Raw genomic sequence first — 23,908 nt, forward strand, 5'->3', positions numbered from 1 at the left:
AGGGCCCCCCGGTGGTCCGTCGCGACGGGTTCCGGGCGGGGCGCCGGTCGAGCAGTGACCGGCGCCCCGCCCGGGCCACCGGCCCGGCGGGCGGCTCAGCCGCTGCCGCGTCGCCCGCCGGGCGGCAGGACCTCCGCCTTGACCCGCAGCTGCGGGCTGTTGCGGAAGCTGAGGGTGAACTCCACCCACTGCCCGACCTTCAGCGGGGGTGGATTGGTGATCATCAGATCGGCGTCCTCCGGGGACATCGCCAGCTCTCCGCGCTCCGGCACCGGCAGGGTCGCGGCCGGCGCCCAGCGGCCCGAGGCGCCCTGGTGCAGATGCCGCTTCAGCGTCACCTTGCCGCCGAACTCCCAGCTTGCCGCAGTGAGTTCGTCGGGTATGTCGCCGGGGTTGCGGACCGTGAAGAAGGCGGCGGTGGCCGGTGCCCCGCCCGCCGAGGGCAGCAGCAGCCAGCCCGGCTCCACCTCGACCGGGCGGGCCGTGCCGGCCCCGCCGATCGCCGTCCACCCCGAGAGCAGCGCGAGCGCCACCGCGGCGGCGGCCACCGGCGGCCCGACCACCCGCAGCCGCTCGGCCGCACCCGACCGTCCCGCCGCCCGCAGCCGCTCCGACGTCCGCCCGCTCACCACGCCGCACCCGCCGAACGCCGCGCCCGGGCCGGCCGCCGCGCCGCGCCCGCCGGGCCGCCGCCGGGACCGCCGTCACCCGCCCCGCCGCCGCGCCCGTCCGTGGCGCCCCGCCCGGGCCGCCACGTCCGCAGCCGCAGGCTGTTGCCCACCACCAGCAGTGAACTCAGCGACATCGCCACCGCCGCCAGCATCGGGTTCAGCAGCCCCACCGCCGCCAGCGGGATCAGCACCACGTTGTACCCGAACGCCCAGAGCAGGTTGACCCGGATCGTGGCCAGGGTGCGCCGGGCCAGCCGGACCGCGTCCACCACCGCCTCGATGTCCCCGCGCACCAGCGTCAGCCCGGCCGCGCCGATCGCCGCGTCACTGCCCGAGGCGAGCGCCACCCCGAGGTCCGCGGAGGCCAGCGCGACGGCGTCGTTGACACCGTCGCCGACCACCGCCGTGGTCCGCCCGGCGGCCCGCAGCTCCGCGACCACCTCGGCCTTGCGCTCCGGCGAGGCCGAGGCGTGCACCCGCTCGATGCCCAGCTCCGCCGCCACCGCCCGCGCCGCGCCGGGCCCGTCCCCGGTCAGCAGCACCGGCTCCAGGCCCATGCCGCGCAGCCGGTGCAGCGCGCGCCAGCTGCCCGAGCGCAGCGTGTCGCCGACCGCCAGGACGGCCACCGGCCGCCCGTCCAGCTCGACCACCACCGGTGTGCGGCCCGCCGCCGAGGCGTCCGCCAGCGCCCGCTCCAGCTCCTCCGGCAGCGGCCCGTCGGCGTCGTCCGGCCGGACCACCCGCACAGGGTGGCCCTCGACCTCTCCGGACACCCCGACTCCGGCGGTGGCCGCGAAACCGGCCACCGCCGGGAGGGGCTCGGAGCCGCACCGGGCCCGGGCCGCCCCCACGACGGCTCGCCCGATCGGGTGCTCCGAGCGGTGCTCGACGGCTCCCGCGAGCCGCAGCACCCGGTCCTCGTCGACCCCCGCGCCGACGGCCACGGCCACCGCCGCCAGCTCCATCCGGCCGGTGGTCAGCGTGCCCGTCTTGTCCAGCACCACGGTGTCGACCCGGCGCAGGCTCTCCAGCACCTCCGGGCCGCGCACCAGCACGCCCAGCTCGGCGCCGCGCCCGGTCGCCGCCAGCAGCGCGGTCGGCGTGGCCAGGCCCAACGCGCACGGGCAGGCCACCACCAGCACGGCGACCGCGGCCGTCACCGCCGCCTGCGGGTCGGCGCCCGCGCCCAGCCAGAAGCCCAGCACGCAGACCGCCACCGTCAGCACACAGGGCACGAACACCCCGGCGACCGTGTCCGCGAGCCGCTGCGCCCGTGCCTTGCCGGCCTGGGCGTCCGCCACCAGGGCGGTGATCCGGGCCAGTTGGGTGTCCGCGCCGACCGCCGTCGCCCGCACCACCAGCGCCCCGCCGACGTTCACCGTGGCGCCCGCGACCTGGTCGCCCGGCCCGACCTCCACCGGCACCGACTCGCCGGTCAGCAGGCTCAGGTCCAGTGCCGAACCGCCCTCCACGACCACTCCGTCGGTGGCCACCCGCTCGCCCGGCCGGACCACGAACTCCTGCCCGGGCAGCAGCCGTTCGATCGGCAGCAGCCGCTCCTCGCCGCTGCGCGGATCACGGACGCAGACCTCCTTCGCGCCCAGCTCGGCCAGCGCCCGCAGCGCCGAACCGCTGCGCCGCCGCACCCGGCCCTCCAACAGCCGCCCGGCCAGTACGAACAGCGGCACCCCGACGGCCGCCTCCAGGTAGACGTGCGCGGTGCCGCCGCCGTCCGCGGTCAGCGAGAACGGCATCCGCATGCCGATCTCGCCCGCCCCGCCGAACAGCAGCGCGTACGCGGACCAGCCGAACGAGGCGACCACCCCGAGGCTCACCAGGGTGTCCATGGTCGCCGCGGCGTGCCGCAGGCCCTGCAGGGCCCGGCGGTGGAACGGGGCGGAACCCCAGCTCACCACCGGCAGCGCCAGCCCGAAGCAGACCCACTGCCAGGCCGGGAACTGCAGCGAGGGCACCATCGACAGCACCACCACCGGTACGGCCAGCAGGGCCGTCACCAGCAGCCGCCACCGGTCCCCGGCGTCCTCCGCCTCCGGACCGGACGGCGGCACCCCGTCGGGGGCCGACTCGGCCGTGTACCCGGCCCGTTCGACCGCCGCGACCAGTTCGTCCAGGCCCACCGCGGCCGGGTGCAGCACCCGCGCCCGCCCGGTGGCCAGGTTCACCCCGGCGGTCACGCCCTCGATCCGGGCCAGCCGCTTCTCCACGCGGCTGACACAGGCGGCGCAGGTCATCCCGCCGACCGCCAGATCGGTGCTCACGAGGGCGCCGGTGTCCCCGCCGCCCGCCCCGCTCCCCGCGCTCTCCGTCACGGACGTCACCGGCCCGCTCCCATGTCGTGGCCCATCCCGGGTTTGGCGCCGCCTCCGCCGCCGGGCGTCAGCCCGGGCGTCACCGGCCCGGCCCCGCGCCCCACCGCGAAGGCCACCACGAACACCACCACCAGCAGCAGGGCGAACCCCGCCAGCACACTCAACGGCCGGCTACCCGGCGACATCCCACTCACCCCCCACCAGTCGTCCCACCGACCCGTGGAGTTCCCGAACACCCCTGTATGACCCGAATCACATACCCCCACCCCGTGCCCGTCGCGGACACGGCAAGGGCCGGGACGGGCACGGTCTCCCGCACCCGCCCCGGCCCGCCGAGGTCCTCCGCCTACCGGCTCACTGCGCCCGCCGGCCGGCCCGCTGGTCGAGGTGGACCAGGACGCCCGAGTGGAACCGCTCGACGGCGGCGTCCACACTGCGGATGAACCCGCTCTCGGCGTTGCCCCGGGTGCTCCCCATGCTCTTGGACAGCGAGAGCCGGAAGCCGGTGATCCGCGAGGAGTCCTTCGGCAGCAGGTCGCCCGGCTCGGGCCGCAGCTTCTCCAGGGTGCCCCGGGGACCGGCCGCCTCGCCGTCGGTGAGGGTCTCGACGTGCAGGTCGGCCGGGGCCTCGCCGAGCTGCCGGACCAGCCGCTTGACCCAGCTCAGCGGGTAGCCCTGCTCGGGGGCCGGGATCTCGGTCGAGGTCCGCAGCTTGCCGACCCGCAGGTCGGCCGCGATGGCGATGGTGCCGGCGGCACCGTCGACCCGGATCTCCGCGTTCAGCCGGCCGTCCTCGCGGAGCCGGTCGGCCAGCGCGGCCCGCCGCGCCCCGGCGTCCTCGCCGCGCCGGGCCCGCTGGACGGGCAGCACCTTGACGCCGAGTTCGCCGCCGAGCTGGAAGCAGACCTGGCGGATCAGCCGCTCCCAGCTCTCCACCACCTGGGTGGCGCGCTCGTCCCCGGCGGTGAGGGTCTCCTCGTCGATGGCCTTGCGGACCGGGACCCAGGCCGGGCCCATGTTCTGGAAGCCGTGGCAGCCCGAGTTCTCGTGCTGCAGGTAGTGCAGCAGCTCCTGGAGCAGCCAGGCGTGCGCGGGGTTTCCCACGCCCTCGTGCCGGATCAGTATCTTCGCCTGGTAGGCGACCTCGGCCCAGGAGAGGTGGCCGAGCAGCACCTTGTGCTTGCGCCGGCCGTCGATCTTGACCTGGACGAGCGGGCTCCCGTCGAGGGCCACGTCGTTGGAGACGGTGATGACGGCCTCGTAGCCGCGCCGGGCGGCGATGTCCATGTAGTCCTGGACCTGCTCGGTCTTCAGCGGGTTGCCGTTGGTCTTGCTCTCGACGAGCGCCGTCCAGAGCCGCCCGGCGCGCTCGACGCGGATCACGCCGTCGGGCCGCTTCGGCGTCTCCCCGTGCGGGAGCGAGACCTCGGTGAAGGTCTCGGTGCGGCCGGCGGGGGCGCCGAACGCGGCGGTGAGGCGACGGCCGAACTCCGGCACCTGGGCCATCACGGAGAGCAGGACGGAGGTGGCGCGGACCTCGCGCTCGCGGTCGCTCTTCAGCGAGGTGGCCGGGAAGAGCCGGGCGGTGCGCCAGGTGTCGTTCTCGGCGAGCGAGGGCCTGGCGGCCTTGGGGAGGGTGACCTTCTTCTTGGCCGTGCGCAGGCGCTTGGGGGCGGAGGCGGGGGCCTCCTCGGCGGCCGGGGCGGGCCCGGTTTCGGGTGCGGGGGCGGGCGCGGGGGCCGGGGTGTCCAGCGGCGGCTTGGTCATCGGGGCGGCCCGGTCCTCGTCGGCCCGGCCGTCGTCGCTCCCGTTCCCGGGGGTCCCGGTCCCGGCGTCCTCGGTCCCGCCGGCTTCCGCCTCCGCGGCCTCCGCCTCGACGTCCGCGTTCTCGACGTCCTCGGTCTCGTCGTCCTCGATCTCGATGCCGAAGTCGGTGGCCAGCCCGGCGAGTCCGGTGTCGTAGCCCTGGCCGACGGCGCGGAACTTCCACTCCTGGTGGCGGCGGTAGATCTCGCCGAAGACGAAGGCGCTCTCCGTGTCGGCGTCGGTGATGGAGAAGCCGAGCAGCCGCTCGCCGCCGAGGTCGGCCAGTTCGAGCCGGAGGTCGTCCAGTTGACCGAAGGGCGCGCGGTTGGGCCGGCTCGCGGCGATCACCAGGCGCTCGATGTCGGCGGGCACGGCGGTGAGGTCCAGCTGGATGCGGTCCTCGGTACCGGTCTCGGTCGGGCTCTGGCCGAGCAGCTCGACGCTGCCGTCCTCGGCGGTGGGGCTGTTGTAGAAGAAGAAGTCGGCGTTGCCCCGGACCTTGCCGTCGGCGGTCAGGAGGAGCACCGAGACGTCCGCGTCCCCGTCGCCCCCGGGGCTGCTCCACCCCAGGATCACCGTGACGGCGTCGGTGCTCTCGCTCAGCGTCGCGAGTCCGACGTTGGCGCCCTTGACCATTTCCTGCACGAATGTCCCCCAGAGGAACGGGCCGTGCCGTCGGCGTCGGCGCAGCCGCGATGTGTGGTGACCTGATGGTGTGATCGGATTGCGATGAGATTGTACGCAAGCAATCGGACCGTTCCGGCCTCGGGGTACGGCGCTGCCCCGGCGTCGGGGAGGTGACGCCGGGGCAGCGGATCGGTGGAACCGGGGGAGGCGCTACAGCAGCGGGATGCGGACGACCTGCGGGTCGTGGTCGCTCAGCTGGGTGGCGAACTCGCTGTTGAGGTGCACGATGTCGTAGCTGTACGCCTTCGCCGCGAGGGCGGGCGAGATGAGGATGTGGTCCAGCACCTGGGAGTTGCCCTCGTAGACGTAGGTGTAGCGCTCGGCGAGGGGGAGGGTGCGGGGGAGGTCGACCAGCGAGCCGCCCGCGGTGAGCAGGTCGGCGGTCTGGGAGAACTCGAAGTCGTTGAGGTCGCCGAGGACGATGACCGCGGCGTTCGGGTCGACCGCGAGGATCTGGTCGGTGAACGACTTCACCACGGTGGCCTGCGCGTGCCGCTGGGTCTCGGAGGGGCGCGACGGCTGCTGGTAGCGGCCGAAGAGGGGCTGGTCGCCGCCCTTGGAGTTGAAGTGGTTGGCGATCACGAAGACCGGGCGGCCGTTCCAGCGGAACTCGCCCGCGAGCGGCTTGCGGCTGGAGTTGAACGCCGAGTTGGTCGGGTCGATCCGGCCGGGGGAGTAGGCGAGGGCGGGCGTACCGGCGTTGTTGACGACCGAGTCGGCCGTGGTGGAGCCGGCGCCGGGGCGGTCGGTGAAGCTCAGGCCGCGGTCGGTGCGGTAGAGGAAGACCTGGCGGATGTTGCCGCCGGGCTGGCCGCCGTCCTGGTCGTTCACCGGGTTGATCTGACGGTACGAGTAGGCCGGGCCGCCGGCCGCGCTGATCGCGGCGACCAGCTTGGCCACGGTCTGGTCGGCGGCGACCACGCCGTCGTCGGTCGCGCCGGAGTTGTCCTGGATCTCCTCCAGGGCGACCAGGTCGGGCGAGCGGAGGTTGTTGACGACGGCCGCGGCGAGGCCGTCGAACTTGCTCTGCGGGTCGCTCGGCGCGAGGTTCTCGACGTTGAAGGTCGCCGTGGCGAGCTCGCCGGCGGCCGGGGCGGCGGTGGTCTCGGCCGTCAGACCGCCGGAGGCGACCGTCGGGGTCGCGGTGACCAGCAGCTTGAAGTTGCCGAAGGAGTAGTCGAGCACGCCGACGGTGGCGCCGGAGAGGGTGTCGCCCACGTTGGCGGCCGGCGTCGGGGCGAGCACGTCGTCCAGCAGCACCCGCTCGGGGTTGCCGTCGGTGGCCTGCAGCAGGATGCCGCCGCGGTTGGTGCGGGTGGCCGAGCCCTGCGGGACGACCGGGATCTCGCCGAAGGAGCTGGTCGGGCCGACCACGGCGGCGTCGTTCAGCTGGACCCGCATGCCCTCCAGGGACTCCCAGAAGTCCAGGCCGTCGGTGGTCGGCTGGAAGCCGCCGGCGGTCTCGACGTCGCCCGTGGTGACGCTGGAGATCACCGACGCGGGCGGGATCCGGCCGCCCGCGCCGACCACGGTGGCGGCGGGCAGCGCGACGTTGTGCGCGAGCACGCTGGTGGTGGGCGCGGTGAGCTCGGTGACGGTGACGTTGGTGGTGCCGCCGGTGCCGCCCGGGCGGTACTCGCTCACCGTGCCGCCGACCTTGACCGAGTCGCCGACGGCCACGCCGGGCGCGCCCGCGGTGTAGACGTAGACCGCCTCGCTGGTGGCCGGGTCGGCGTCGGGCTGCGGGTCCTGGAACCAGTAGCCGCTCGGGCCGACCGCCGTGACGACACCGGGGACGGCGCTGACCGCCTGGCCGGCCAGCGGGGAGGTGCGGGCGGCGCCCTGGATGTCGTGGATGCGGGCGCCGCCGCCCGTCCCGCCGCCGGTGGAGGAGGAGTTGCGCGGGGTGGGCGCGGTGACGGCGAAGTCGGCCGCGTTGTTGTCGGTGTCGGTGGTGCCGCCGCCCGCCCGCAGCGCGGCGGTGGCGTTGGCGAGGTTGCCGGTCGGCGAGCCCTCGGCCGAGCTCGCGGTCGTGCCGTAGCCGACGAAGTCCTTCACCCCGGCCTGGGTGGCGCAGCCGGTGGAACAGGTCAGCGCGGTGGAGTTGGTGACCAGCGCGACCTTGCCGGCGTTGGCGCCCATGGCGATCGTGCCGGTGGCGTCGGGTGCCGGCAGCGCGGCCCCGGTCCCGGCGCCGGCCGCCTCCTGCACCAGGTAGTACTTGCCGGGGGCGATGGTGCCCGACAGCGTGGTCTTCGCCCAGGACGAGCCGGCGGCCGAGGCGTACTGGACGGTCCAGCCGGTGACCGGGACCGGCGCGGTGCCGCGGTTGTACAGCTCGATGAAGTCATTGGCGTACGGGGCACCGGAGTTGCCGCCACCGCCGTACACCTGGCTGATCACGATGTCCGGCGACACCGCGTTCGCGGTGCCGGCCGGCAGGGCCATGAGTGCTCCCACGACGGCGGCGGCCGATGCCACCGCCAGTGCACGGAGCCGGACTCGATCGGTTCGCCGCATGGGGCGTCCTCCTGACGCGCGAACGGTTGTTGGTGGGGCGCTGTGTGTTGTAGCAGCGTCACCGTTGCCATACCGCGCGCTCTGGCGGACGGCCAGGCGTACAACGGAAGAACGTTTTGGCTGACATGTACCGGACGGGGCGAGTGCGGTGAGTGTGCCAGGAGTGACGGGTGCGGACGGCCCCGCGGCCGTCAGCCGTCGGCGGATCAGCCTTCGGTGGGCCGGTCGTCGGTGGGTCGGTCCTCGGCGGGCCGGTCGTCGGTGAGGGTGAGCCGGATGCCGACGGTGCCGCGATCGCCGCGCCGCAGCCGGCTGCCGAACAGGGTGACAACACCCACCAGGCCGTACTTCTGCCGCAGCAGCGTCCGGTAGGCGGCGGTGCGCTCGGGCCCGAGGATCTCGGCGGTGGCCGGGACGGAATCGCCGGTCGGATTGCCGCGCACGTCGCAGGGCCCGACCAGGACGTCCGGGCGGTTGCGGATCCGCTTGACCTTCCAGGAGTCGGCGACGGTCCAGATGCCGAGCGCCTCGCCGTCGCGCACCACCCACACCGGCGTCGGCACCGCGGTGCCGTCCTTCTTGAAGGTGGTGACCAGCAGATAGCTGCCGGCGGAGAGGCTGACGAGGCGTTCGAGCCGCTTCTGCCGGTGCGGGTCGGGGTGGGGGGTGGCGGCGCTCATGCCGGGCATTCTAGGGCGCGGACCGGGGCCTGCTCACGATGGCCGTCGGGAGGTGCCCGAGGCGAGCCGGGTCCGGGCGGAGCGGGCCAGGATCCGGGCGCGGCGGGCCGGCCGGCGGCGGCCCCCGGCGCCCACCGCCGTGGACCCGCCCACCGCGGTGGCACCGAGCCGGCCGGCGGCGCCGCGCCGGGGGGCGGTGCCGTACCGGGCTGCGGTGCCGTACGGGGCGGCGGCGACATGCGGGGCGTACGGCGGCCGCGGGGGCACGACGGGAGCACCGAGCGGCACCGGGGGCCGGACGGCCCCGGCGGTCCGCGCGTGCGGCCGCCGGCGGACGCGGATCCGGGCCGCCGCCCAGAGCGCCAGCGCCCCGCAGAGGACCGCCGCCGTCCACCCCGCCGGGCCCAGCGCGTGATCGGCCGCCCGGACGGCCTGCGGCAGCACCGCGATGGCCGGCTCCTCGGTCGCCACGGCCGGGGCGGACCCGCCGGCCTCCTGCTCCTCGTCCACCAGGGTGCCGACCGGTTCGACCTTCCCGGCCGCCGCGAAGCCCCAGTCCAGCAGCGCCGCCGCCTCGTCGTACACCTTGGACTGCTGCTCCGGGTGCATCACGGTCACCAGCAGCGTCCGGCCGCCGCGTTCGGCCGCGCCGGTGAAGGTGGCGCCCGCGTTGGTGGTGTAACCGTTCTTCACCCCGATCAGCCCGGGGTACTTGCCCAGCAGCCGGTCGGTGTTGGCGATGTCGAAGGCGGTCCGCTGCCCGGTCGTCAGGTCGAGCCCGCCGGGGAACAACGCGGTGCGGGTCGCGCAGTAGCCGCGGAAGTCCGGGTTGCGCAGCCCGGCCCGGGCGAACAGCGTCAGGTCGTACGCCGAGGAGACCTGGCCGTCCTGGTCGTAGCCGTCCGGGGAGACCACCCTGGTGTCCCGGGCCTGCAGGGCGGTCGCCCGCTCCTGCATCTGCGTGACCGTGCGCGCCAGCCCGCCGTTCATGTGCGAGAGGACGTGCACGGCGTCGTTGCCGGAGGCGAGGAAGACCCCGCGCCAGAGGTCCTCGACCCGGTAGGACAGGTTCTCCTTGATCCCGACCAGGCTGCTGCCGGACCCCACCCCGGCCAGCTCGGCCGAGGTCACCCGGTGCTCCAGGGAGCGGTCGAACTTGGGCATCACGGTGTCCGCGAACAGCATCTTGAGCGTGCTGGCGGGCGGCAGCGGGAGGTGTGCGTCGCGGGCCGCCAGCACCTCGCCGGTCGCGGCGTCGGCGACCAGCCAGGAGCGTCCGGTCAGCCCGGCGGGCAGCTCCGGAGCCCCGGGGCGGGGCGCCAGCTGGACGGTCGGGCGCCCCAGCCGCTCGCCGCCGATCACCGACGCCGCGTCCTGCGCCGCTCGGGGAACGCCCGCGGGAGCGGGGGCGGGGGCGGGGGAAGGAGCGGGGGAGGGGGCAGGCGTGGCGGCGGCGGGCGCACCGGCCGCGAGGAGCAGTGCCGCGACCGCGCCGGCCGCCGCCGGTCTCCCGGCCCGGGTGCGCCTGCTGACGTGGGGTGGCCTCTGCTGCACACGGCGAACGTACCCGGGCGACCGCCGCCCCGCCCGGCCCGCTGCTCCGTCCGGGCCCCGCCCGCCGGCCGGTCCTCGGGCCCCGCTCCCTCGGACCGGGCTGGTACGGTACGGGCCATGTTCGTTCCCTGTGTGTAGCCGGCCCCGTCGCGACCGCGCCCCGACCGCACCGCCGTCGGCGCGGTCCTCCGGTGTCCCCGCACACCTCCGGCGCGCCGCCGGGCGTTCCCCGCCCGCCGCCCGGTTCTCACCGAGGAACGTTCCCATGCCCTCCTCCGCCTCCGCGCCTTCGCGCGCCCGCTCCGCGCGCCCCGGCTACCGCGCCGTGCTCCGCGCCCCGCACGCCGGCCGCACCTTCGGCGCGGCGCTGCTCGGCCGCCTGTCCTACGGCGTGGTCCCGCTCGCCCTGCTGCTCGCCGTCCGCGACGCCACCGGCTCCTACTCCGCCGCGGGCGCGGCGATGGCCCTGTTCGGCCTCGCCAGCGTCCTCCTCTCCCCGGTCAGGGCCGCACTGGTCGACCGCCACGGCCCCCGGCGGGCGCTGCCGCCGATGGCTGTGCTGTACAGCGCGCTGCTGCTCGCCGTGGCCGCCGCCACCGCGCGGCCCGGCACCGCACCGGCGGCGCTCGCGGCGCTGGTCGTCGCCGCGGGGGCCTGCACCCCGCCGCTCGGCCCGGTGATGCGCACGCTCTGGCGCCGGCTGCTGCCCGACCCGGACCTGCTCCGGCGCGCCTACAGCCTCGACGGGGTCGCCGAGGAACTGCTCTTCGTCAGCGGACCGCTGCTGGTCGGCCTGCTGCTGCCGCTGGTCGGCCCCGCCGGCGCCGTCGTCGCGGGCGCCGCCCTGCTGCTCACCGGAGCCCTGCTGCTGGTCGCCTCGCCGCTCGCGGCGCCGCACCCCCGGGGCGGCGATCGGGAGGAGCGGCAGGCCGGTGCGGACGGGGCGACCGGCGGCGGGCGAGGGCGGCGCGCCGGGCGGCTCGGCGGCGGTCGGGCGCTGCGCAGCGCGGTGCTCGCGGCGGCCGTGACCGGGCTGGCGCTGGGCGCGCTGGACCTCATGGTGGTCGCCTTCGCCGAGCAGCAGGGGCGGCCGGAGGCGGTGGGCTGGGTGCTGGCCGCGCTCTCGGTGGGCAGTGCGGTCGGCGGCCTCGGGCTCGGCGCGCTGGACCGTCCGCTGCCGAACGCCGTCCGGCTGCCGCTGTTCACGGCCGGTCTCGGCGTGGCGCTGGCCGCCGCCGGGCTCGCGCCCAACCTGCTGCTGCTCGGCGCGGCCGTCGCGCTCGCCGGGCTCTTCGTCTCGCCCGCCCTCACCACCTCCTACCTGGTGGCGGACGAGGCGGTCGCCCCCGACGCCCGCACCCGCGCCGGTGCCTGGGTGAACACCGCCGTCAACGCCGGGTCGGCCACCGGCGGCGCGACCGTGGGCCTGCTGGTCGGCCACCTGCCGCTGCCGCTCTGCTTCGCCCTCGCCGCCGCCCCGGCGCTCGCCGCCGTGCCCGCGCTCCGCACGCGCGACTTTGGTGGAGCCCGGTCGCGCCGAAAGTCGGATCCCGCCCCCGGACCCGGCTCCCTAACGTCGTGACCATGAAGAACTTCCTCGGCTTCGTGAGCTTCGTCCTGGTCGTCGGCGGGATCAGCGGCCTGCTGGCCGACCACCTGTGGGGCCTGCGGGTGTTCGGCTTCGTCCGCTTCCTGGTTCCCGCCGACCACCAGACAGAGGGTTACTTTGTGATGATCGGTCTTGGTGTTCTGCTCGCCCTCGGCACCGCCCTGCTGGACCGCCTGGGCGACGGCCGCGACTGAGCCCCGGCCCGCGTGGCCCCGGCGGACCGGGGAGGGAACGAACGGTCGGGCGTGGTCCGTTCGACGGGTTGACGAGTCGTCGACAAGGAGGCCGGCATGACCAAACAGGCATACGGACGGATCGCGCACCGTCACGTCGAGGCGAACGGCGTCCGGCTGCACGTCGCCGAGCAGGGGGAGGGGCCGCTGGTCCTGCTGCTGCACGGCTTCCCGGAGAGCTGGTACGCCTGGCGGCACCAGTTCGCGCCGCTCGCCGAGGCCGGCTACCGGGTGGTCGCCGTCGACCAGCGCGGCTACGCCCGCAGCGAGCAGCCCGAGCGGGTCGACGCGTACACCCTGCTGCACCTGGTCGGCGACGTCACCGCGCTGATCCGCGCGCTCGGCGAGGAGCGGGCGGTGCTGGTCGGCCACGACTGGGGCGCCCCGGTCGCCTGGACCACCGCGACCCTCCGTCCCGACCTGGTGCGCGGCGTGGCGGGGCTCAGCGTCCCGCCGCTGCCGACCCTCGGCCCGCCGCCGCTGGAGCAGGCCAGGGAGCGGTTCGGCGAGGGCTTCTACCAGGTCTACTTCCAGCGCCCCGGCGTCGCCGACGCCGAACTCCTCCGGGACCCGCACGCGACCTTCCGCCGGCTGTTCCACACCGGCTCGGGCGACCGCCCGCGCGGCGAGGGCTCGCAGGCCTGGGTGGTCGGCGAGGGCCAGACCCTGCTGGACGGTCTCGTCGAGCCGGAGAAGCTGCCCGACTGGCTGTCCGAGGCGGACGTCGAGGCCTTCGTCGCCGACTACGCCGAGCACGGCGAGCGGGCCTTCACCGGCGGCCTCAACTGGTACCGCAACATCGACCGGAACAACGAGCTGCTCGCCGGGCTCGCCGGTCTGCCCGTGGAGGTCCCCGCCCTCTATGTGAAGGGGGACCGGGACATGGTCACCTCCCAGATCCCGGAGGAGGCGATGGACCTGCTGCTGCAGCACCTGGCGCCCAAGCTGCACCGGCACGTGACCCTCCCGGGGGTCGGGCACTGGACGCAGCAGGAGAGCCCGGCCGAGGTCACCGCCGCGCTGCTGGACTTCCTGCGGCACCTGGACGGCTGAGGCCCACCCGGTGGCCGGGGGCCGGTCCTCGCGGTCCCCGCCCACCCCGTCCATCCCGCTCACCCCCCGTCTGTCCCGTCCGGGCGGGCCGGGGGCTTCCTCAGCCGCTCGCCGGCCGTTCGTCGAGCACCTCGGAGAATCGGGTGCGGTAGACGCCGTGGACGATGGTGCCGGGGGACTGGTAGCCCCGGTGCTCCGGGTTCGTGACCTCCTCGTCCCACGGCACGACCTGCCCGGCGGACGGCGGAACACGGCCCAGGTACAGCTGCGCGGCCTCCTCCAGCGACCGTTCCCCGGCGAGCACCGACTCCCAGAACCCGCGGCCCTGCCCGACGATCCACAGGCACAGGTCCTCGGTGTCGTCCTCGGACCAGCCGAACCCGTCGACCCGCACGCCGTCCGAGAAGTCGGCCAGCGCGTCCGCGGCGGCCTCGAACGCGAGCGCGAAGGCTTCGAGGACCTCCCGGGGCCGGGACTCCAGCCACGATTCCAGAGCGGACAGCCGCGGCCGGGTCGCTTCCAGGGCCGCCCAGAACCAGTCGGGAACTTCGTCCGGTGCCATGGCGGCTCCCTCGTCGAATGCGGTGACGGCTGCGGTCGGCACGCGGGCGCTCAGACCGGGAGGAGGCGGGCGATGAACTCGCCCAGCCGGCGGGCGTTGCGGCAGCAGTGCATCTCGACGACCCCGGCGTAGGCGGGGGCGGCCGAGTCGCCGGTGCCCCAGAGTGCGGGCTGTTCCGGATTGAGCCAGTGGACCCGGTGGGCGCGGGCGGCGATGAGCCCGAGGGCGGGCAGGTCGGGATCCCGGTGGTTGTTGCGGGCGTCGCCGAGGATCAGCACGCTGGTCCGCGGGCCCACGGCGTCCAGGTGCCGGTCGGCGAACTCGCGCAGCGCCGAGCCGTAGTCGCTGTTGCCGTGGTAGCCCGTCACCTTGGCCTCGGTGAGGATCCGCCGGGCCAGGGCGGCCGGGTCGCCGCCACCGCGGGTGAGCAGGTCCGTCACCTCGGCGGTGCGGTTGACGAAGGCGAACACCCGGATCCTGCTGAACTGGTCGCGCATCGCCTGGACCAGCAGCAGGGTGAAGTCGGAGAAGCCCGCCACCGAGCCGGACACGTCGCAGAGCAGGACGAGCTCGGGCCGGGCCGGGCGGCGCAGCCGGTGGGCCGGGCGCAGCGGGACACCGCCGGTGGACAGCGAGCGGCGCAGGGTGCGGCGCAGGTCGATGTGCCCGCGTGCGGCCCGGCGTCGGCGCGCGGCCAGCCGGGTGGCCAGCTTCCGGGCCAACGGGTGCACGGTGCGCCGGAGTTCGGCGAGCTGGTCGCGGCCGGCCGCGAGGAAGTCGATCCGGTCGAGGCTGGGCGCGACGGCGCGTTCGGCGATGTGCTCGGTGCCGCGCACCTCGGCCGCCCGCCGTCGGGCCTCGGTGGCGACCATGGCGCGGAAGTCCTGGACGCGGCGGCGGATCTCGTCCGGGAGGAGGTGGTCGTCGAGACCGTCGGTGCCGCCGGCACCCGCGCGCAGCGCTGCCAGCACCCTGGCCAGCAGGGTCTCGGGGGCGAGCCGGCCGAGGGTCTGGTGGGCCGACCAGCCGTCACTGCCGGGCCGGCCGGAACCGCCGGCGGTGCCGTACCGGCCGAACGCGGCCACCGCCTCGCCCGCCAGCCGGGCCTGGGCGGCCCGGTCGTCGGCGGCGAGGGCGACCGCGAGCCGCTCCCTGAGGTCCTCGCGCAGCGCGGCGGGGTCCGGGGCCGCGGCGTCCGGGGCCGTCGGGTCCGGGGCCGTCGGGTCGGCCAGGGCCGGGTCGGCGGCCCGGCGGACGGCCTCCGGATCGCCGACGCCGAGCGGGAAGAAGAGGTCGAAGGCGGCGTCGAAGACCGCGCGCTGCCCGTCCGAGCGGAGCAGGGCGGCGGCAAGCCCGGCCCTGACCTGCTCACGGTCGGCGAGGCCGAGGACGTCCAGGACGGCGGCGGCGTCGACCGTCTCGGCGGGCCCGATCCGCAGGCCGTGGGTGCGCAGCGCACGCACGAAGCCGGTCAGCCGGGCGGCGAGGTCGGCGGTCGGGGCGCCGGGGGCCGCCGCGGCGCCGTCGCCGGCCTGCGCGGGGACGGTCATGCGAGGGTGAGCTTCTGCGCGGCCTTCAGCACGTCGTCCTGGTGCTTGAGCACCACCCCGAGGGTGGCGCGCACGACCGTCTCGTCGAGGGTGTCGGCGCCGAGGGCCAGCAGGGTGCGGGCCCAGTCGACCGTCTCGGCCACCGAGGGGGCCTTGCGCAGCTCCATCGCCCGCAGCGCGCCGACCACCCGGACCAGCGACTCGGCCAGCGCCGCGTCCAGGCCGGGGACCCGCTGCCGGACGATCCGGCGCTCCAACTCCGCCTCCGGGTAGCCGAGGTGGAGGAACAGGCAGCGACGGCGCAGTGCCTCGGAGAGCTCCCGGGTGGCATTGGAGGTGAGCAGGACGAACGGGCGGCGGCTCGCCGTGATGGTGCCCAGCTCGGGCACGGTGACCTGGAAGTCGCCGAGCACCTCGAGCAGCAGGGCCTCGACCTCGACGTCGGCCTTGTCCATCTCGTCGATGAGCAGCACGGTCGGCTCGTCGCCGCGGATGGCGGTCAGCAGCGGCCGGGTGAGCAGGAACTCCTCGCCGAAGATGTCGGTGCGGGCCGCGTCCCAGCCCTCGTCGCGCCCGGCGGTGATCCGCAGCAACTGCTTGGCGTGGTTCCACTCGTAGAGGGCGCGGGCCTCGTCGATGCCCTCGTAGCACTGGAGCCGGACCAGCCGGGCGCGGCCGGTGGCGGCGACGGCCTTGGCCAGCTCGGTCTTGCCGACGCCGGCCGGTCCCTCGACGAGCAGCGGCTTGCCGAGCCGGTCGGCGAGGAAGACGGCGGTCGCCACCTCGGTGGAGGCGAGGTAGCCCGCCTCGGCCAGCCGGGCGGCCGTATCGGCCACCGACTCGAAGAACCGCGTGCCCTCGGCGCCCATGCGTGCCCCACATCCCCGTCGTCCGGTGTCCGTGGGCAGCACCCTACCGGTGGGTCACTTCGCTGTCCCGGGCATCCTCGGACGCGGCGGCGCACGGCGCGGTACGGCGGGGTCCGGCCGGGCACGCGTGGCGCCCGGTCGGCGGCACGGGGCCGCCGGCCGGGCGCGGTCACCGGCGCCGCGGGGGCGTCAGTTGACGAAGACGGCCGGGCTCCCGGGCACCGAGATGTCGCGGACCGGGCCGTAGGTCGAGGTGAAGTAGCCGGTCGCGAAGCAGGTGCTCGGGCCGGAGGACTTCGGCAGCGGCTGGCTGACGAAGCTGATGGTCTGGCCGACGTTGTTGGTGCTGCCGGTGAGGCCGGAGGCGCTCTGGTAGACGCAGGTGATGGGGCCGAGGACGGTGTTGAGCACCACGGTCGTCTGCACCGGTCCGCCGCCGGAGCCCGTGTTGAGCCAGACCGGGTAGCCCGTGGCGTCGCTGACCGAGTTGGTGTAGGCGAGGTTGTTGACGGTGATGCTCTTCACCCCGGTCACGCCGACCACGTTCGCGGTGCAGTTGCTGAAGGTCTGGGTGTTGAGGGACTCGGTGGCCGTGCCCGGGGCGGCGGGGTTGCTGAGGACGGTCGCGGAGAACGAGGAGGTGGCGCACTTGATGCCGCTCGTTCCGGTGGCGCTGGAGAAGAAGTTGGCGGTGGTGCCGCTCACCAGGTCGGCGGTCAGCACATCGCCGACGGAGACGTTCGGTCCGGCGAGCGCGGTGTGGGTGAGCACGGCGACGGGGGCGGCGGCCGGGGCGTCGGCGGCCTGGGCGGGGGCGACGGTGCCGGCGGCCAGCATCGCGGCGGCGGCGAGGGCTGCGGTTCCGAGGGTACGGCGGATGCGCATGAGGGTGTGCCTCTCCGGGCGAGTCGGGTGGGGGCCGTGCGGTCGGCGGGGGTGCGCGCGGCGGTGTCGGCCGCGGCGTGACCGCGACGGGGTGGTGCGGGGTGGGGCGCCGCGGACGGCGACTCGGCGGGCCCGGCGCCACGGGCCCGCCCGTACGGGCGGCGGTACCGGCGGCACGACGCTGTGCGGCGGGTACGGCACGGCCCGGATCGACCGCTCACGGCCGGCCGGGGCCGGCCGCGGTCGAGTACGGCTGAGTACGGCGGGATGGTGCGGAGACGGAGCGGGGGTGGGGCGGGAAGGTGCGTTCGGTGCGGGGTGCACGTCGGCGGCTGCCACCGCCGGGCATGCGTTCGCCATACTGAGCAGTCGGAACGCGTGCGGGCTTCCGGCGGCGTCCGCCGCGAATTGGAAACCCGCCAGTGTTGTAAACCGGACGTCGCGTCAGTGTCAAGAAGAAGCACAGGAGTTGGCGGATGAGACCGGAAACCCGTCGGAACGCCGAAACCGCCCTGCTGCCCGGCGCTCGCACCGGTCGCGACCCGGCCCGGTCGATCAAACGCGGCCCGAGCCGGCTGCCACCGGGGGTGGTCGCCGCGACCCAGCGCGAGCGGCTGCTCGACGGCCTGGTGCTCACCGTGGCGCAGCACGGCTACCAGCGCGCCACGGTCAGCGACATCTGCCGCGCGGCCGGGGTGACCAGGCCGGTCTTCTACGAGCTGTTCACCGGCAAGGAGGACGCCTTCCTGGCCGCCCACCGCTACGGCACCGGGGTGGTGATCCGGCGGATGGCGGCGGCCTTCGCGGCGGCGCCGGACTGGTGCACCGGGATCCGTGACTCGCTGCGGGCGATGCTCGGGCTGCTGGCCGGGGTGCCGGCCTTCGCGACCATGGCGGTGATCGAGCTGGACGCGGTCGGCCCGGCCGGGCGCCGGGAGCGCGATCAACTCCTCACCCGGTTCCGGGCGTTCTTCGCCGAGGTGCCCGAACTCCCGGCCGGGGTGGCGGCGGAGGCGATGGTCGACGCGGTGGTGGGCGGCGTCTACTGCGCCCTGCAGCGCCGCATCGGTGCCGGTCGCACCGCCGAACTCCCGGACCTGCTACCGACCTTGAGCCTGTTCTGCCTGGCCTCCTTCCTCGGGCCGGCCGAGGCCGCGCGCCGCCTGGAGCTGGAGGTCACGCCGTAGGGTCTGCCTCTCGGGGAGGGCGGGCCGCCGCACGGGAGAAGCGGACGATGATCCTTCGTGCACCCGTATTGACCTCCTCAATACCGGGCAGTAGCTTCCCAGTTACCCCTTGCGGCCCGACCGGTCCGCCCCGCTGCCGAGGGGCGGTCCCTCCCGGTCGTGCCGCAGAACGCTGTCCGCGCCAGGGCAACGTGCCAGTGACTGCCCGTCCCCACCACCCGAGGGAGCACACATGGCCACGTCCGAGGACGCAGCCCCGACCACCGAGAGCACCACCGCGGCGGCGCCCGCGCAGCGCAGGGGCCGGGTCCGGCTGAAGCGCACCGCGCTGATGGCCGTGCCGGCCGTCGCGGCCGGCGCCGTGCTGATGACCCTGACCGCGCAGGGCGTGCTCGCCGCGCAGTTCGAGATCTCCGGCATGGCGTTCACCGTCACCGCCGACAGTCTGGACGGCAAGGGATTCGAGCAGTTCGGCAGCCTGGACCGCATGATCGAGAACAGCCCCAACGCCGGGGACACCGGCGGGCAGGTGCTGGTCGCGGTCTCCGCGATCAAGGAGGCCTCGCTCACCAAGCTCTGCCAGAGCGTCGAACTCGGCGGCATCAACCTGCTGATCAAGGCCGGCGACGCCGGGACGCCGGTGACCGCCACCGACCTCACCACCGATTCCGACCTGCTCACCGGTGACGCCGAGTTCACCAACATCGAGATCGGCGGCGACGCGAGCACCTTCACCAAGGCCGGTGTCAGGGGCCTGCCCGGCGTCTTCGGGCAGCAGGCCGACACCGTCAAGATCAAGAACCTGCGGCAGCACAACTACGCCACCACCGCCGGTGCCTTCAAACTGCCCAACCTGCGGCTGAGCTTCAGTTCCGAGGGCTGCTGACGGTGGCCGAACCCGAGCCGACGCCCGAGCCCGAGGCCGTGCCCGAGGTCGTCCCCGTGCCCGAGGCCGTGCCCGAGTCGACGCCCGTGCCCGAGCCGCCGGCCCGGGCCGGCGTCCAGGCCCAGGCCGGGCCGGCCACCGTCGCCCGGACCCGCCCCGCCTGGCGCGGCTGGCGGGGCCGGCGGCCGTTCTGGGGCGGAGTGCTGATCCTGTTCGGCGGCGCGGAGATCCTCTTCACCCTGCGCGCCCCGCTGCCCGTCGTCCTGCACATCGGGCTCCAGGGGCTGTCCGGCTACCTCGTCCCGACGGTGATGGTCCTCTGCGGTCTGCTGGTCCTGTTCAACCCGGCCCAGCGGCTGTTCTACTCGGTCCTCGCCGTGCTGGCGTCGCTCGGCAGCTGGCTCACCTCCAACCTGGGGGGCTTCCTGATCGGCATGCTCTGCGGCGTGATCGGCAGCTGCCTCACCTTCGGCTGGCTCCCCGACCAGCCCCCGCGCCGCCGCCTGCTGCGCCGGGGCCAGGGCGGCAGGAAGGCCGCCGACCCGGCCGGCGTCTGAGGCGGTCGCGGCCGGCGCCGACGCAGACCCCGCGTCCGGCGCCGCCGCGACCGGCCCGCTCCCGCGCCGGCCCGACGGGGCCCGGGAGCGGCGCCCCGCCCCGGCGACGGGAGAGCGCCGGGGACGGGGCGCCGTGCCACCTGCCGGTTCGTCGACAGGTCGGTGGTCCTCTTCATGGGACGCGACCCGGTCCGGTGGTCCCGGTCGACCAGGGACCACCGGCCCTGTCCGGATCGGCGCACGGGGCCGTTTACTGGGCCTGTCCACGGTTTGGCCACCCCCTGCCCGGAACCGGGCCAGCGGCTCTCCGAACGGTGAACAACCGCCGTCGGGGCGGTGTCTGACAGGTGATTAGGCTTCGCTTCCATGGACCTGGACACCACCACCAGCACCGCCGAGTACGACCGGTTGATCGCGCGCCACCACGCCATGCGCCTGCGCCGGCAGATCCTGGCGCCGGCGCCGTCCTTCGCCGCAGCGCCGGCCGGCCCGGGCGGCGCGCCCGACGGCGGCCCCCGCCCCGAGGCCCGCCAGGGCGCCGACGGGTACGCCAGGGGCCACGACGGCGCGGCCGACCAGCGGCTGATCCTCGGCAGCCTCGGTCTGGTCGCCCCGTTCGCCGACCTGATCGACCGCCTCTACACGTTCATGTTCCGCCGCCGCCCCTTCCTGCGCGCGCTGTTCCCGGAGTCCATGGAGTTCCAGCAGGTCCACCTGGAGCGGATGTTCGAGTACCTGATCGAGCATCTGCACGACCCCGACCGGCTCTCCGTCACGCTCGCCCAGCTCGGCCGCGACCACCGCAAGCTGGGCGTCCGTCCGGTCCACTACGAGGCCTTCGAGGAGGCGCTCTGCGAGGCGCTCCGGTACCGGGCCGGCGCGGGGTGGAGCGCCGAGCCGGAGGACGCCTGGGTGCGGATGCTGCGCTTCGCCGTCCGGTCGATGGTGGCGGGCGCGGAGTCGGCGCTCACCGAGCCCCCGTACTGGCACGCCACGGTCGTCGGCCACGAGAGACGCCGCGCCGACCTCGCGGTGCTGCGGGTGCGCACCGGTGAGCCGTACCCCTACCGGGCCGGGCAGTACGGGAGCGTCGAGCACCCGGCGCTGCCGCACACCTGGCGGCAGTACTCGATGGGCTGCGCGCCGCGCGCCGACAACGAGCTGGAGTTCCACGTCCGCCGCACCGGGCCGGGCGGGGTGAGCGCGGCGCTGGTCGAGCACACCGCGGTCGGCGACCGGCTGCGGCTCGGCCCGCCGCGCGGCACGCTGATGCCGCAGGACGACACCCGGGACCTCCTGCTGGTCGCCGGAGGCACCGGGCTCGCCCCGATGAAGGCGATCGTCGAGGAGCTGGTGGAGCACCGCCCGCGCGGCCGCCGGGTCCACCTGTTCGTCGGGGCCCGGGCCCGGGCCGACCTCTACGACTGGTCGGCCCTCGCCGAACTCGGTGGCCGCAAGCCCTGGTTGGAGCTGGTCCCGGTCGCCGACGACGCCGCCGACGGCCCCTCGGGCCCGGGTGGCCGGCTGGCCGAGGCGGTCAGCCGGGCCGGCGACTGGTCCCAGCACCTGGCCTGCGTCAGCGGCCCGGCGGGCCTGGTCGACGAGGTCCGCACCCGGCTGGTCGCCTCCGGCCTGCCGTCCACCCGGATCCACCACGACCCGGTGCTCAGCCGCCTCTGAGCGCGTCACCGGGCCGGTGCCCCGGAACCCGCCGGCCGCCTACCGGTAGCAGTAGGAATCCGAGGACGCGTCCCCGCCCGCCAGGTGCGTCTGGTGCACCCGCAGCCCGCGGAACTCCTCGCCGTGCGGGAAGAACCGCGGATCCACGGTGAGCCCGCCCCGCTCCGGGTCGGCGTCCAGCTTGACGATCCACGGCTCGATGCCGTCCGGGTAGAACTGGTCGTCCCACGACCCGTACAGCGAGTTGGTGAGGTACACCCGCCGTCCGTCCCGGCTGATCTCGACCATCTGCGGCGCGCCGCTCAACGGGCGGTCCGGCTCGGCCGGGTGGGGGGTGCGGGCGGTCACCCCGCCGAGCCGCACGGAGGCGGTCAGGCGGGGGTGGAACGGGTCCGCCACGTCGTACTGCAGCAGCTCGCCGGTGCCCCAGGCGGAGACGTACAGCCAGCGGTCGTCGACCGACAGGTTGATGTCGGTGACCAGCGGCGGCACCGCGCCGAACGGCTGCAGGACCGGCGGCAGGTCCTCGGCCTTGGCCGGCTCGGCGGGGATCTCGATCACCTTGCGCGCGGTGAACGCCGCGCCGTCCCGGTACCAGAGCCAGACCGAGGCCGAGAGGTCCTCGACGTTGGTGACCACCCCCGCGAACCCCCACTCGGCCTGCGGGTCGTGGGCCGGGCGCAGCTCCAGCACCATCTGGTACTGGTCGCCCAGGTCGACGCGCTGCAGGTGTCGCCCGGAGTCCAGCTCCCAGAAGTGCAGCGCGTGCCCGTACTTGCGGCCCAGCAGCAGCTCCGGCACCACCCCGTCCTCGACCATCCACGGCGTGCCCCACTCACTGGTGACGCCCACGTTGGTGCCCAGGTGCCACCACACGTCGTAGGCGAAGTTCTGCGGGCCGCGCTCGGTCTCCCAGGGACGCAGCACGTCGAAGGTGGTGTGGTCGAGCAGCGCGACCCCGCCGGGGCCGTCGCCGCCGGCCGCCGCGCCCAGGCAGGACAGGAAGACGCCGTCCGGCCCGCAGTGCAGGGTGTGCGGGCGCGAGTAGCCGGCTCTGGCCGCCAGCTCCTCAGGGGTCACCGTCTTCACCAGCGCCGGGCGCACCGGGTCCGGCCGGGTGTCCAGGACGTGCAGCCGTGAGGAGCGCAGACCCGGCAGCAGCAGGTAGCGCCGCTCGGCGTCGTGGTGGCCGGCGTGCGCGAGCGCGCTGGAGCAGGCGTTCCAGCCGAAGTGGTGCAGCTCGTCGCCGACCCCGGGCATGTCGGTGAAGTTGAGCACGCGCCCGTAGCTCGCCGACCCCGGATCGGTGTCGACGGTGATCAGCGCGTCCGGCCGCTGTGCCGACCGGTCGAAGCCCGCCACGTAGGCGAGCTTCTCCGGTGGCGCGGCGATCGCCTCGGCGGGCGTGCGGTACAGGGAGGGATCGCTGTGGCCGGAGTGCCGGTCGTCCTGCGGGCCGTGTCCATGCGGCATGCTGGCTCCTCAACTCGCCTGTTCGGCAAGGGAAGTGACAGGGGCCCGGGTAGCCTTCCACAGACTCGCGGGCGCACAGCAGGCGCACGGGGAGCGGGCGGGGGGCCGGGGGCGGCGCACCCCCGGCCCCCGCGGCGGTGCGGACGGTTCAGTGCACGGGGAGTGGGAAGTACGCCCCGAGCCAGCGGTCGAGTTCGGCGAACACCCGGGTGCGGGCCGTCTCCGCGGACAGCACGAGGTCGTGCATGCCGCCCTTGATCCGCACGATCGTCACATGGCGGCCCAGGTGCGGACCGGCGGCCGCGATGTCGTCGGCGCGCAGCACCGCGTCCGCGTGGTGCAGGGCGGCGTGCCAGCGGGTGGTGGAGATGGAGGCGGTGGAGGCCATCAGCAGCACCGGCACGTCGATCCCGAGCCCGCGCCGCAGCTCCCGGTGGCCGCGCTGGACGGCGGCCAGCCAGCCGGCGAACAGCGGCACGCCCTCGGCCGGCTTGAGCCTCAGGTCGAAGTCCCACTCGCCGCGGAAGTCGAGGTGCAGGCTGTGCACGTAGTGCGGGTTGAGCGCCGAGGGCAGCACCCGGGTGGGCGCCAGGCGGCCGATCGCGTCCAGCGCCGGGGCGCCGAGCGTGCGGACGGCGGGGGCGGCCGGCATGGAGAGGAACGGGCTGTTGAGGAACAGGCCGTCGACCAGGCCCCGCCCGGTGCGGCGCCCGGCCCACAGGGCGGCGATCAGCCCGCCGGTGGAGTGGCCGTTGACCAGCAGCCGGGTGTGCCCGTCCAGCTGCCGGATGATCCGCACCGCCTCGTCCAGCTCCTCGTCGTACGTCGCGAGGTCGCGCACGAAGTTCGGCGACTGGTGCGAGCGCAGCGAGCGGCCGTACTTGCGCAGGTCGAGCGCGTAGAAGGAGAAGCCCGCGGCGGTGTAGTGGTCGGCGAGGTGGGTCTGGAACCAGTAGTCGTTGTAGCCGTGGATGTACAGCACGGCCTGCTGCGAGCCGGGGACCAGCCGGCGCACCAGGGTCGCCGAGACCTCGCCCTCGTCGTCCGGCCGCAACGGCAGCTCGGCGGCCTCGTAGGGGGCGCCGAGGATGTCTTCGCGGAACTCCATGGCCACGG

Annotated in this window: 20 protein-coding genes; 7 read left to right on the forward strand and 13 right to left on the reverse strand. The window is 75.2% G+C overall.

Annotated elements, in window-relative coordinates; translation table 11 throughout:
• Positions 1 to 95: 95 nt before the first annotated feature.
• The 7 genes from ACFVUH_RS12345 to ACFVUH_RS12375 form a co-directional block, all read right to left on the reverse strand.
• The gene (locus ACFVUH_RS12345; RefSeq protein ID WP_387912838.1) at positions 96 to 629 is read right to left on the reverse strand and encodes a copper chaperone PCu(A)C; all 534 of its coding nucleotides are present in this window, start codon (positions 627 to 629) and stop codon (positions 96 to 98) included.
• Positions 626 to 2,923: a heavy metal translocating P-type ATPase gene (locus ACFVUH_RS12350; protein ID WP_387913174.1), complete on the reverse strand. Its 2,298-nt coding sequence runs from the start codon at positions 2,921 to 2,923 to the stop codon at positions 626 to 628. The genes ACFVUH_RS12345 and ACFVUH_RS12350 overlap by 4 nt, the downstream gene beginning before the upstream one ends.
• 83 nt (positions 2,924 to 3,006) lie before the next feature.
• Positions 3,007 to 3,186 (reverse strand): hypothetical protein, encoded by a 180-nt coding sequence (locus ACFVUH_RS12355; RefSeq protein WP_355375918.1) that lies wholly within the window; start codon positions 3,184 to 3,186, stop codon positions 3,007 to 3,009.
• A 169-nt stretch (positions 3,187 to 3,355) separates the two neighbouring features.
• Positions 3,356 to 5,443, reverse strand: coding sequence for a TerD family protein (locus ACFVUH_RS12360; RefSeq protein WP_387913176.1), 2,088 nt, complete (start codon positions 5,441 to 5,443; stop codon positions 3,356 to 3,358).
• A gap of 201 nt (positions 5,444 to 5,644) precedes the next feature.
• Entirely contained in the window at positions 5,645 to 7,942 is a 2,298-nt protein-coding gene (locus ACFVUH_RS12365; protein WP_387912840.1) for a lamin tail domain-containing protein, read from the reverse strand.
• 278 nt (positions 7,943 to 8,220) lie between these two features.
• On the reverse strand, positions 8,221 to 8,694 hold the full coding sequence (locus ACFVUH_RS12370) for a PPOX class F420-dependent oxidoreductase (protein ID WP_387912842.1): 474 nt from the start codon (positions 8,692 to 8,694) through the stop codon (positions 8,221 to 8,223).
• 33 nt (positions 8,695 to 8,727) lie between these two features.
• A complete protein-coding gene (locus ACFVUH_RS12375; protein WP_387912843.1) occupies positions 8,728 to 10,248 on the reverse strand; it encodes a D-alanyl-D-alanine carboxypeptidase in 1,521 nt (506 codons plus the stop codon).
• Between the two features lie 265 nt (positions 10,249 to 10,513).
• On the opposite strand from ACFVUH_RS12375, the gene ACFVUH_RS12380 reads away from it, so the two are divergent.
• The 3 genes from ACFVUH_RS12380 to ACFVUH_RS12390 all read left to right on the forward strand — a co-directional run bounded on the left by ACFVUH_RS12380 (position 10,514) and on the right by ACFVUH_RS12390 (position 13,143).
• Complete coding sequence (locus ACFVUH_RS12380) at positions 10,514 to 11,830, forward strand: MFS transporter (RefSeq protein ID WP_387912845.1); 1,317 nt, start codon at positions 10,514 to 10,516, stop codon at positions 11,828 to 11,830.
• Between the two features lie 2 nt (positions 11,831 to 11,832).
• Positions 11,833 to 12,051: a hypothetical protein gene (locus ACFVUH_RS12385; RefSeq protein WP_355375903.1), complete on the forward strand. Its 219-nt coding sequence runs from the start codon at positions 11,833 to 11,835 to the stop codon at positions 12,049 to 12,051.
• A gap of 96 nt (positions 12,052 to 12,147) precedes the next feature.
• Positions 12,148 to 13,143, forward strand: a complete 996-nt coding sequence (locus ACFVUH_RS12390; RefSeq protein WP_355375900.1) for an alpha/beta hydrolase — start codon at positions 12,148 to 12,150, stop codon at positions 13,141 to 13,143.
• Positions 13,144 to 13,243: 100 nt separating this feature from the next.
• Here ACFVUH_RS12390 and ACFVUH_RS12395 read toward each other — a convergent pair whose 3' ends face one another.
• From ACFVUH_RS12395 to ACFVUH_RS12410, 4 genes are all read right to left on the reverse strand, one after another.
• Complete coding sequence (locus ACFVUH_RS12395; RefSeq protein ID WP_387912848.1) at positions 13,244 to 13,705, reverse strand: hypothetical protein; 462 nt, start codon at positions 13,703 to 13,705, stop codon at positions 13,244 to 13,246.
• 50 nt (positions 13,706 to 13,755) lie between these two features.
• Positions 13,756 to 15,255, reverse strand: coding sequence for a VWA domain-containing protein (locus tag ACFVUH_RS12400; RefSeq protein ID WP_387912850.1), 1,500 nt, complete (start codon positions 15,253 to 15,255; stop codon positions 13,756 to 13,758).
• Positions 15,252 to 16,124 (reverse strand): MoxR family ATPase, encoded by an 873-nt coding sequence (locus ACFVUH_RS12405; RefSeq protein ID WP_355375892.1) that lies wholly within the window; start codon positions 16,122 to 16,124, stop codon positions 15,252 to 15,254. The genes ACFVUH_RS12400 and ACFVUH_RS12405 overlap by 4 nt, the downstream gene beginning before the upstream one ends.
• 189 nt (positions 16,125 to 16,313) lie before the next feature.
• The gene (locus ACFVUH_RS12410; protein ID WP_355375889.1) at positions 16,314 to 17,009 is read right to left on the reverse strand and encodes a Tat pathway signal sequence domain protein; all 696 of its coding nucleotides are present in this window, start codon (positions 17,007 to 17,009) and stop codon (positions 16,314 to 16,316) included.
• Between the two features lie 476 nt (positions 17,010 to 17,485).
• Here ACFVUH_RS12410 and ACFVUH_RS12415 point away from each other — a divergent pair, with 476 nt between their 5' ends.
• The 4 genes from ACFVUH_RS12415 (at position 17,486) to ACFVUH_RS12430 (ending at position 21,319) form a co-directional block, all read left to right on the forward strand.
• Complete coding sequence (locus ACFVUH_RS12415) at positions 17,486 to 18,196, forward strand: TetR/AcrR family transcriptional regulator (RefSeq protein ID WP_387912852.1); 711 nt, start codon at positions 17,486 to 17,488, stop codon at positions 18,194 to 18,196.
• A 232-nt stretch (positions 18,197 to 18,428) separates the two neighbouring features.
• A complete protein-coding gene (locus ACFVUH_RS12420) occupies positions 18,429 to 19,082 on the forward strand; it encodes a DUF6230 family protein (RefSeq protein WP_387912854.1) in 654 nt (217 codons plus the stop codon).
• Between the two features lie 86 nt (positions 19,083 to 19,168).
• Positions 19,169 to 19,639 carry a DUF6114 domain-containing protein gene (locus ACFVUH_RS12425; protein ID WP_387913177.1) on the forward strand — a complete coding sequence of 157 codons (471 nt, stop codon included), beginning with the start codon at positions 19,169 to 19,171 and terminating at the stop codon, positions 19,637 to 19,639.
• 366 nt (positions 19,640 to 20,005) lie between these two features.
• On the forward strand, positions 20,006 to 21,319 hold the full coding sequence (locus ACFVUH_RS12430) for a globin domain-containing protein (RefSeq protein WP_387912855.1): 1,314 nt from the start codon (positions 20,006 to 20,008) through the stop codon (positions 21,317 to 21,319).
• A gap of 39 nt (positions 21,320 to 21,358) precedes the next feature.
• Here the strand turns inward: ACFVUH_RS12430 and ACFVUH_RS12435 are convergent, their stop codons facing one another.
• Positions 21,359 to 22,792 carry a selenium-binding protein SBP56-related protein gene (locus tag ACFVUH_RS12435; protein WP_387912857.1) on the reverse strand — a complete coding sequence of 478 codons (1,434 nt, stop codon included), beginning with the start codon at positions 22,790 to 22,792 and terminating at the stop codon, positions 21,359 to 21,361.
• 148 nt (positions 22,793 to 22,940) lie between these two features.
• On the reverse strand, positions 22,941 to 23,900 hold the full coding sequence (locus ACFVUH_RS12440; RefSeq protein ID WP_387912859.1) for an alpha/beta hydrolase: 960 nt from the start codon (positions 23,898 to 23,900) through the stop codon (positions 22,941 to 22,943).
• Positions 23,901 to 23,908 lie beyond the last annotated feature (8 nt).

Source organism: Kitasatospora sp. NPDC058032, from assembly GCF_042885845.1.
In the GTDB taxonomy this organism is placed as follows: Bacteria; Actinomycetota; Actinomycetes; order Streptomycetales; family Streptomycetaceae; genus Kitasatospora.

Coding starts and splice junctions, on each gene's coding strand:
- ACFVUH_RS12385 (WP_355375903.1), top strand. CDS start 11,833: ATGAAGAACTTCCTCGGCTTCGTGAGCTTCGTCCTGGTCGTCGGCGGG.
- ACFVUH_RS12350 (WP_387913174.1), bottom strand. CDS start 2,923: ATGACCTGCGCCGCCTGTGTCAGCCGCGTGGAGAAGCGGCTGGCCCGG.
- ACFVUH_RS12440 (WP_387912859.1), bottom strand. CDS start 23,900: ATGGAGTTCCGCGAAGACATCCTCGGCGCCCCCTACGAGGCCGCCGAG.
- ACFVUH_RS12370 (WP_387912842.1), bottom strand. CDS start 8,694: ATGAGCGCCGCCACCCCCCACCCCGACCCGCACCGGCAGAAGCGGCTC.
- ACFVUH_RS12435 (WP_387912857.1), bottom strand. CDS start 22,792: ATGCCGCATGGACACGGCCCGCAGGACGACCGGCACTCCGGCCACAGC.
- ACFVUH_RS12380 (WP_387912845.1), top strand. CDS start 10,514: ATGCCCTCCTCCGCCTCCGCGCCTTCGCGCGCCCGCTCCGCGCGCCCC.
- ACFVUH_RS12360 (WP_387913176.1), bottom strand. CDS start 5,443: ATGGTCAAGGGCGCCAACGTCGGACTCGCGACGCTGAGCGAGAGCACC.
- ACFVUH_RS12415 (WP_387912852.1), top strand. CDS start 17,486: ATGAGACCGGAAACCCGTCGGAACGCCGAAACCGCCCTGCTGCCCGGC.
- ACFVUH_RS12405 (WP_355375892.1), bottom strand. CDS start 16,124: ATGGGCGCCGAGGGCACGCGGTTCTTCGAGTCGGTGGCCGATACGGCC.
- ACFVUH_RS12355 (WP_355375918.1), bottom strand. CDS start 3,186: ATGTCGCCGGGTAGCCGGCCGTTGAGTGTGCTGGCGGGGTTCGCCCTG.
- ACFVUH_RS12430 (WP_387912855.1), top strand. CDS start 20,006: ATGGACCTGGACACCACCACCAGCACCGCCGAGTACGACCGGTTGATC.
- ACFVUH_RS12365 (WP_387912840.1), bottom strand. CDS start 7,942: ATGGCCCTGCCGGCCGGCACCGCGAACGCGGTGTCGCCGGACATCGTG.
- ACFVUH_RS12410 (WP_355375889.1), bottom strand. CDS start 17,009: ATGCGCATCCGCCGTACCCTCGGAACCGCAGCCCTCGCCGCCGCCGCG.
- ACFVUH_RS12400 (WP_387912850.1), bottom strand. CDS start 15,255: ATGACCGTCCCCGCGCAGGCCGGCGACGGCGCCGCGGCGGCCCCCGGC.
- ACFVUH_RS12420 (WP_387912854.1), top strand. CDS start 18,429: ATGGCCACGTCCGAGGACGCAGCCCCGACCACCGAGAGCACCACCGCG.
- ACFVUH_RS12395 (WP_387912848.1), bottom strand. CDS start 13,705: ATGGCACCGGACGAAGTTCCCGACTGGTTCTGGGCGGCCCTGGAAGCG.
- ACFVUH_RS12390 (WP_355375900.1), top strand. CDS start 12,148: ATGACCAAACAGGCATACGGACGGATCGCGCACCGTCACGTCGAGGCG.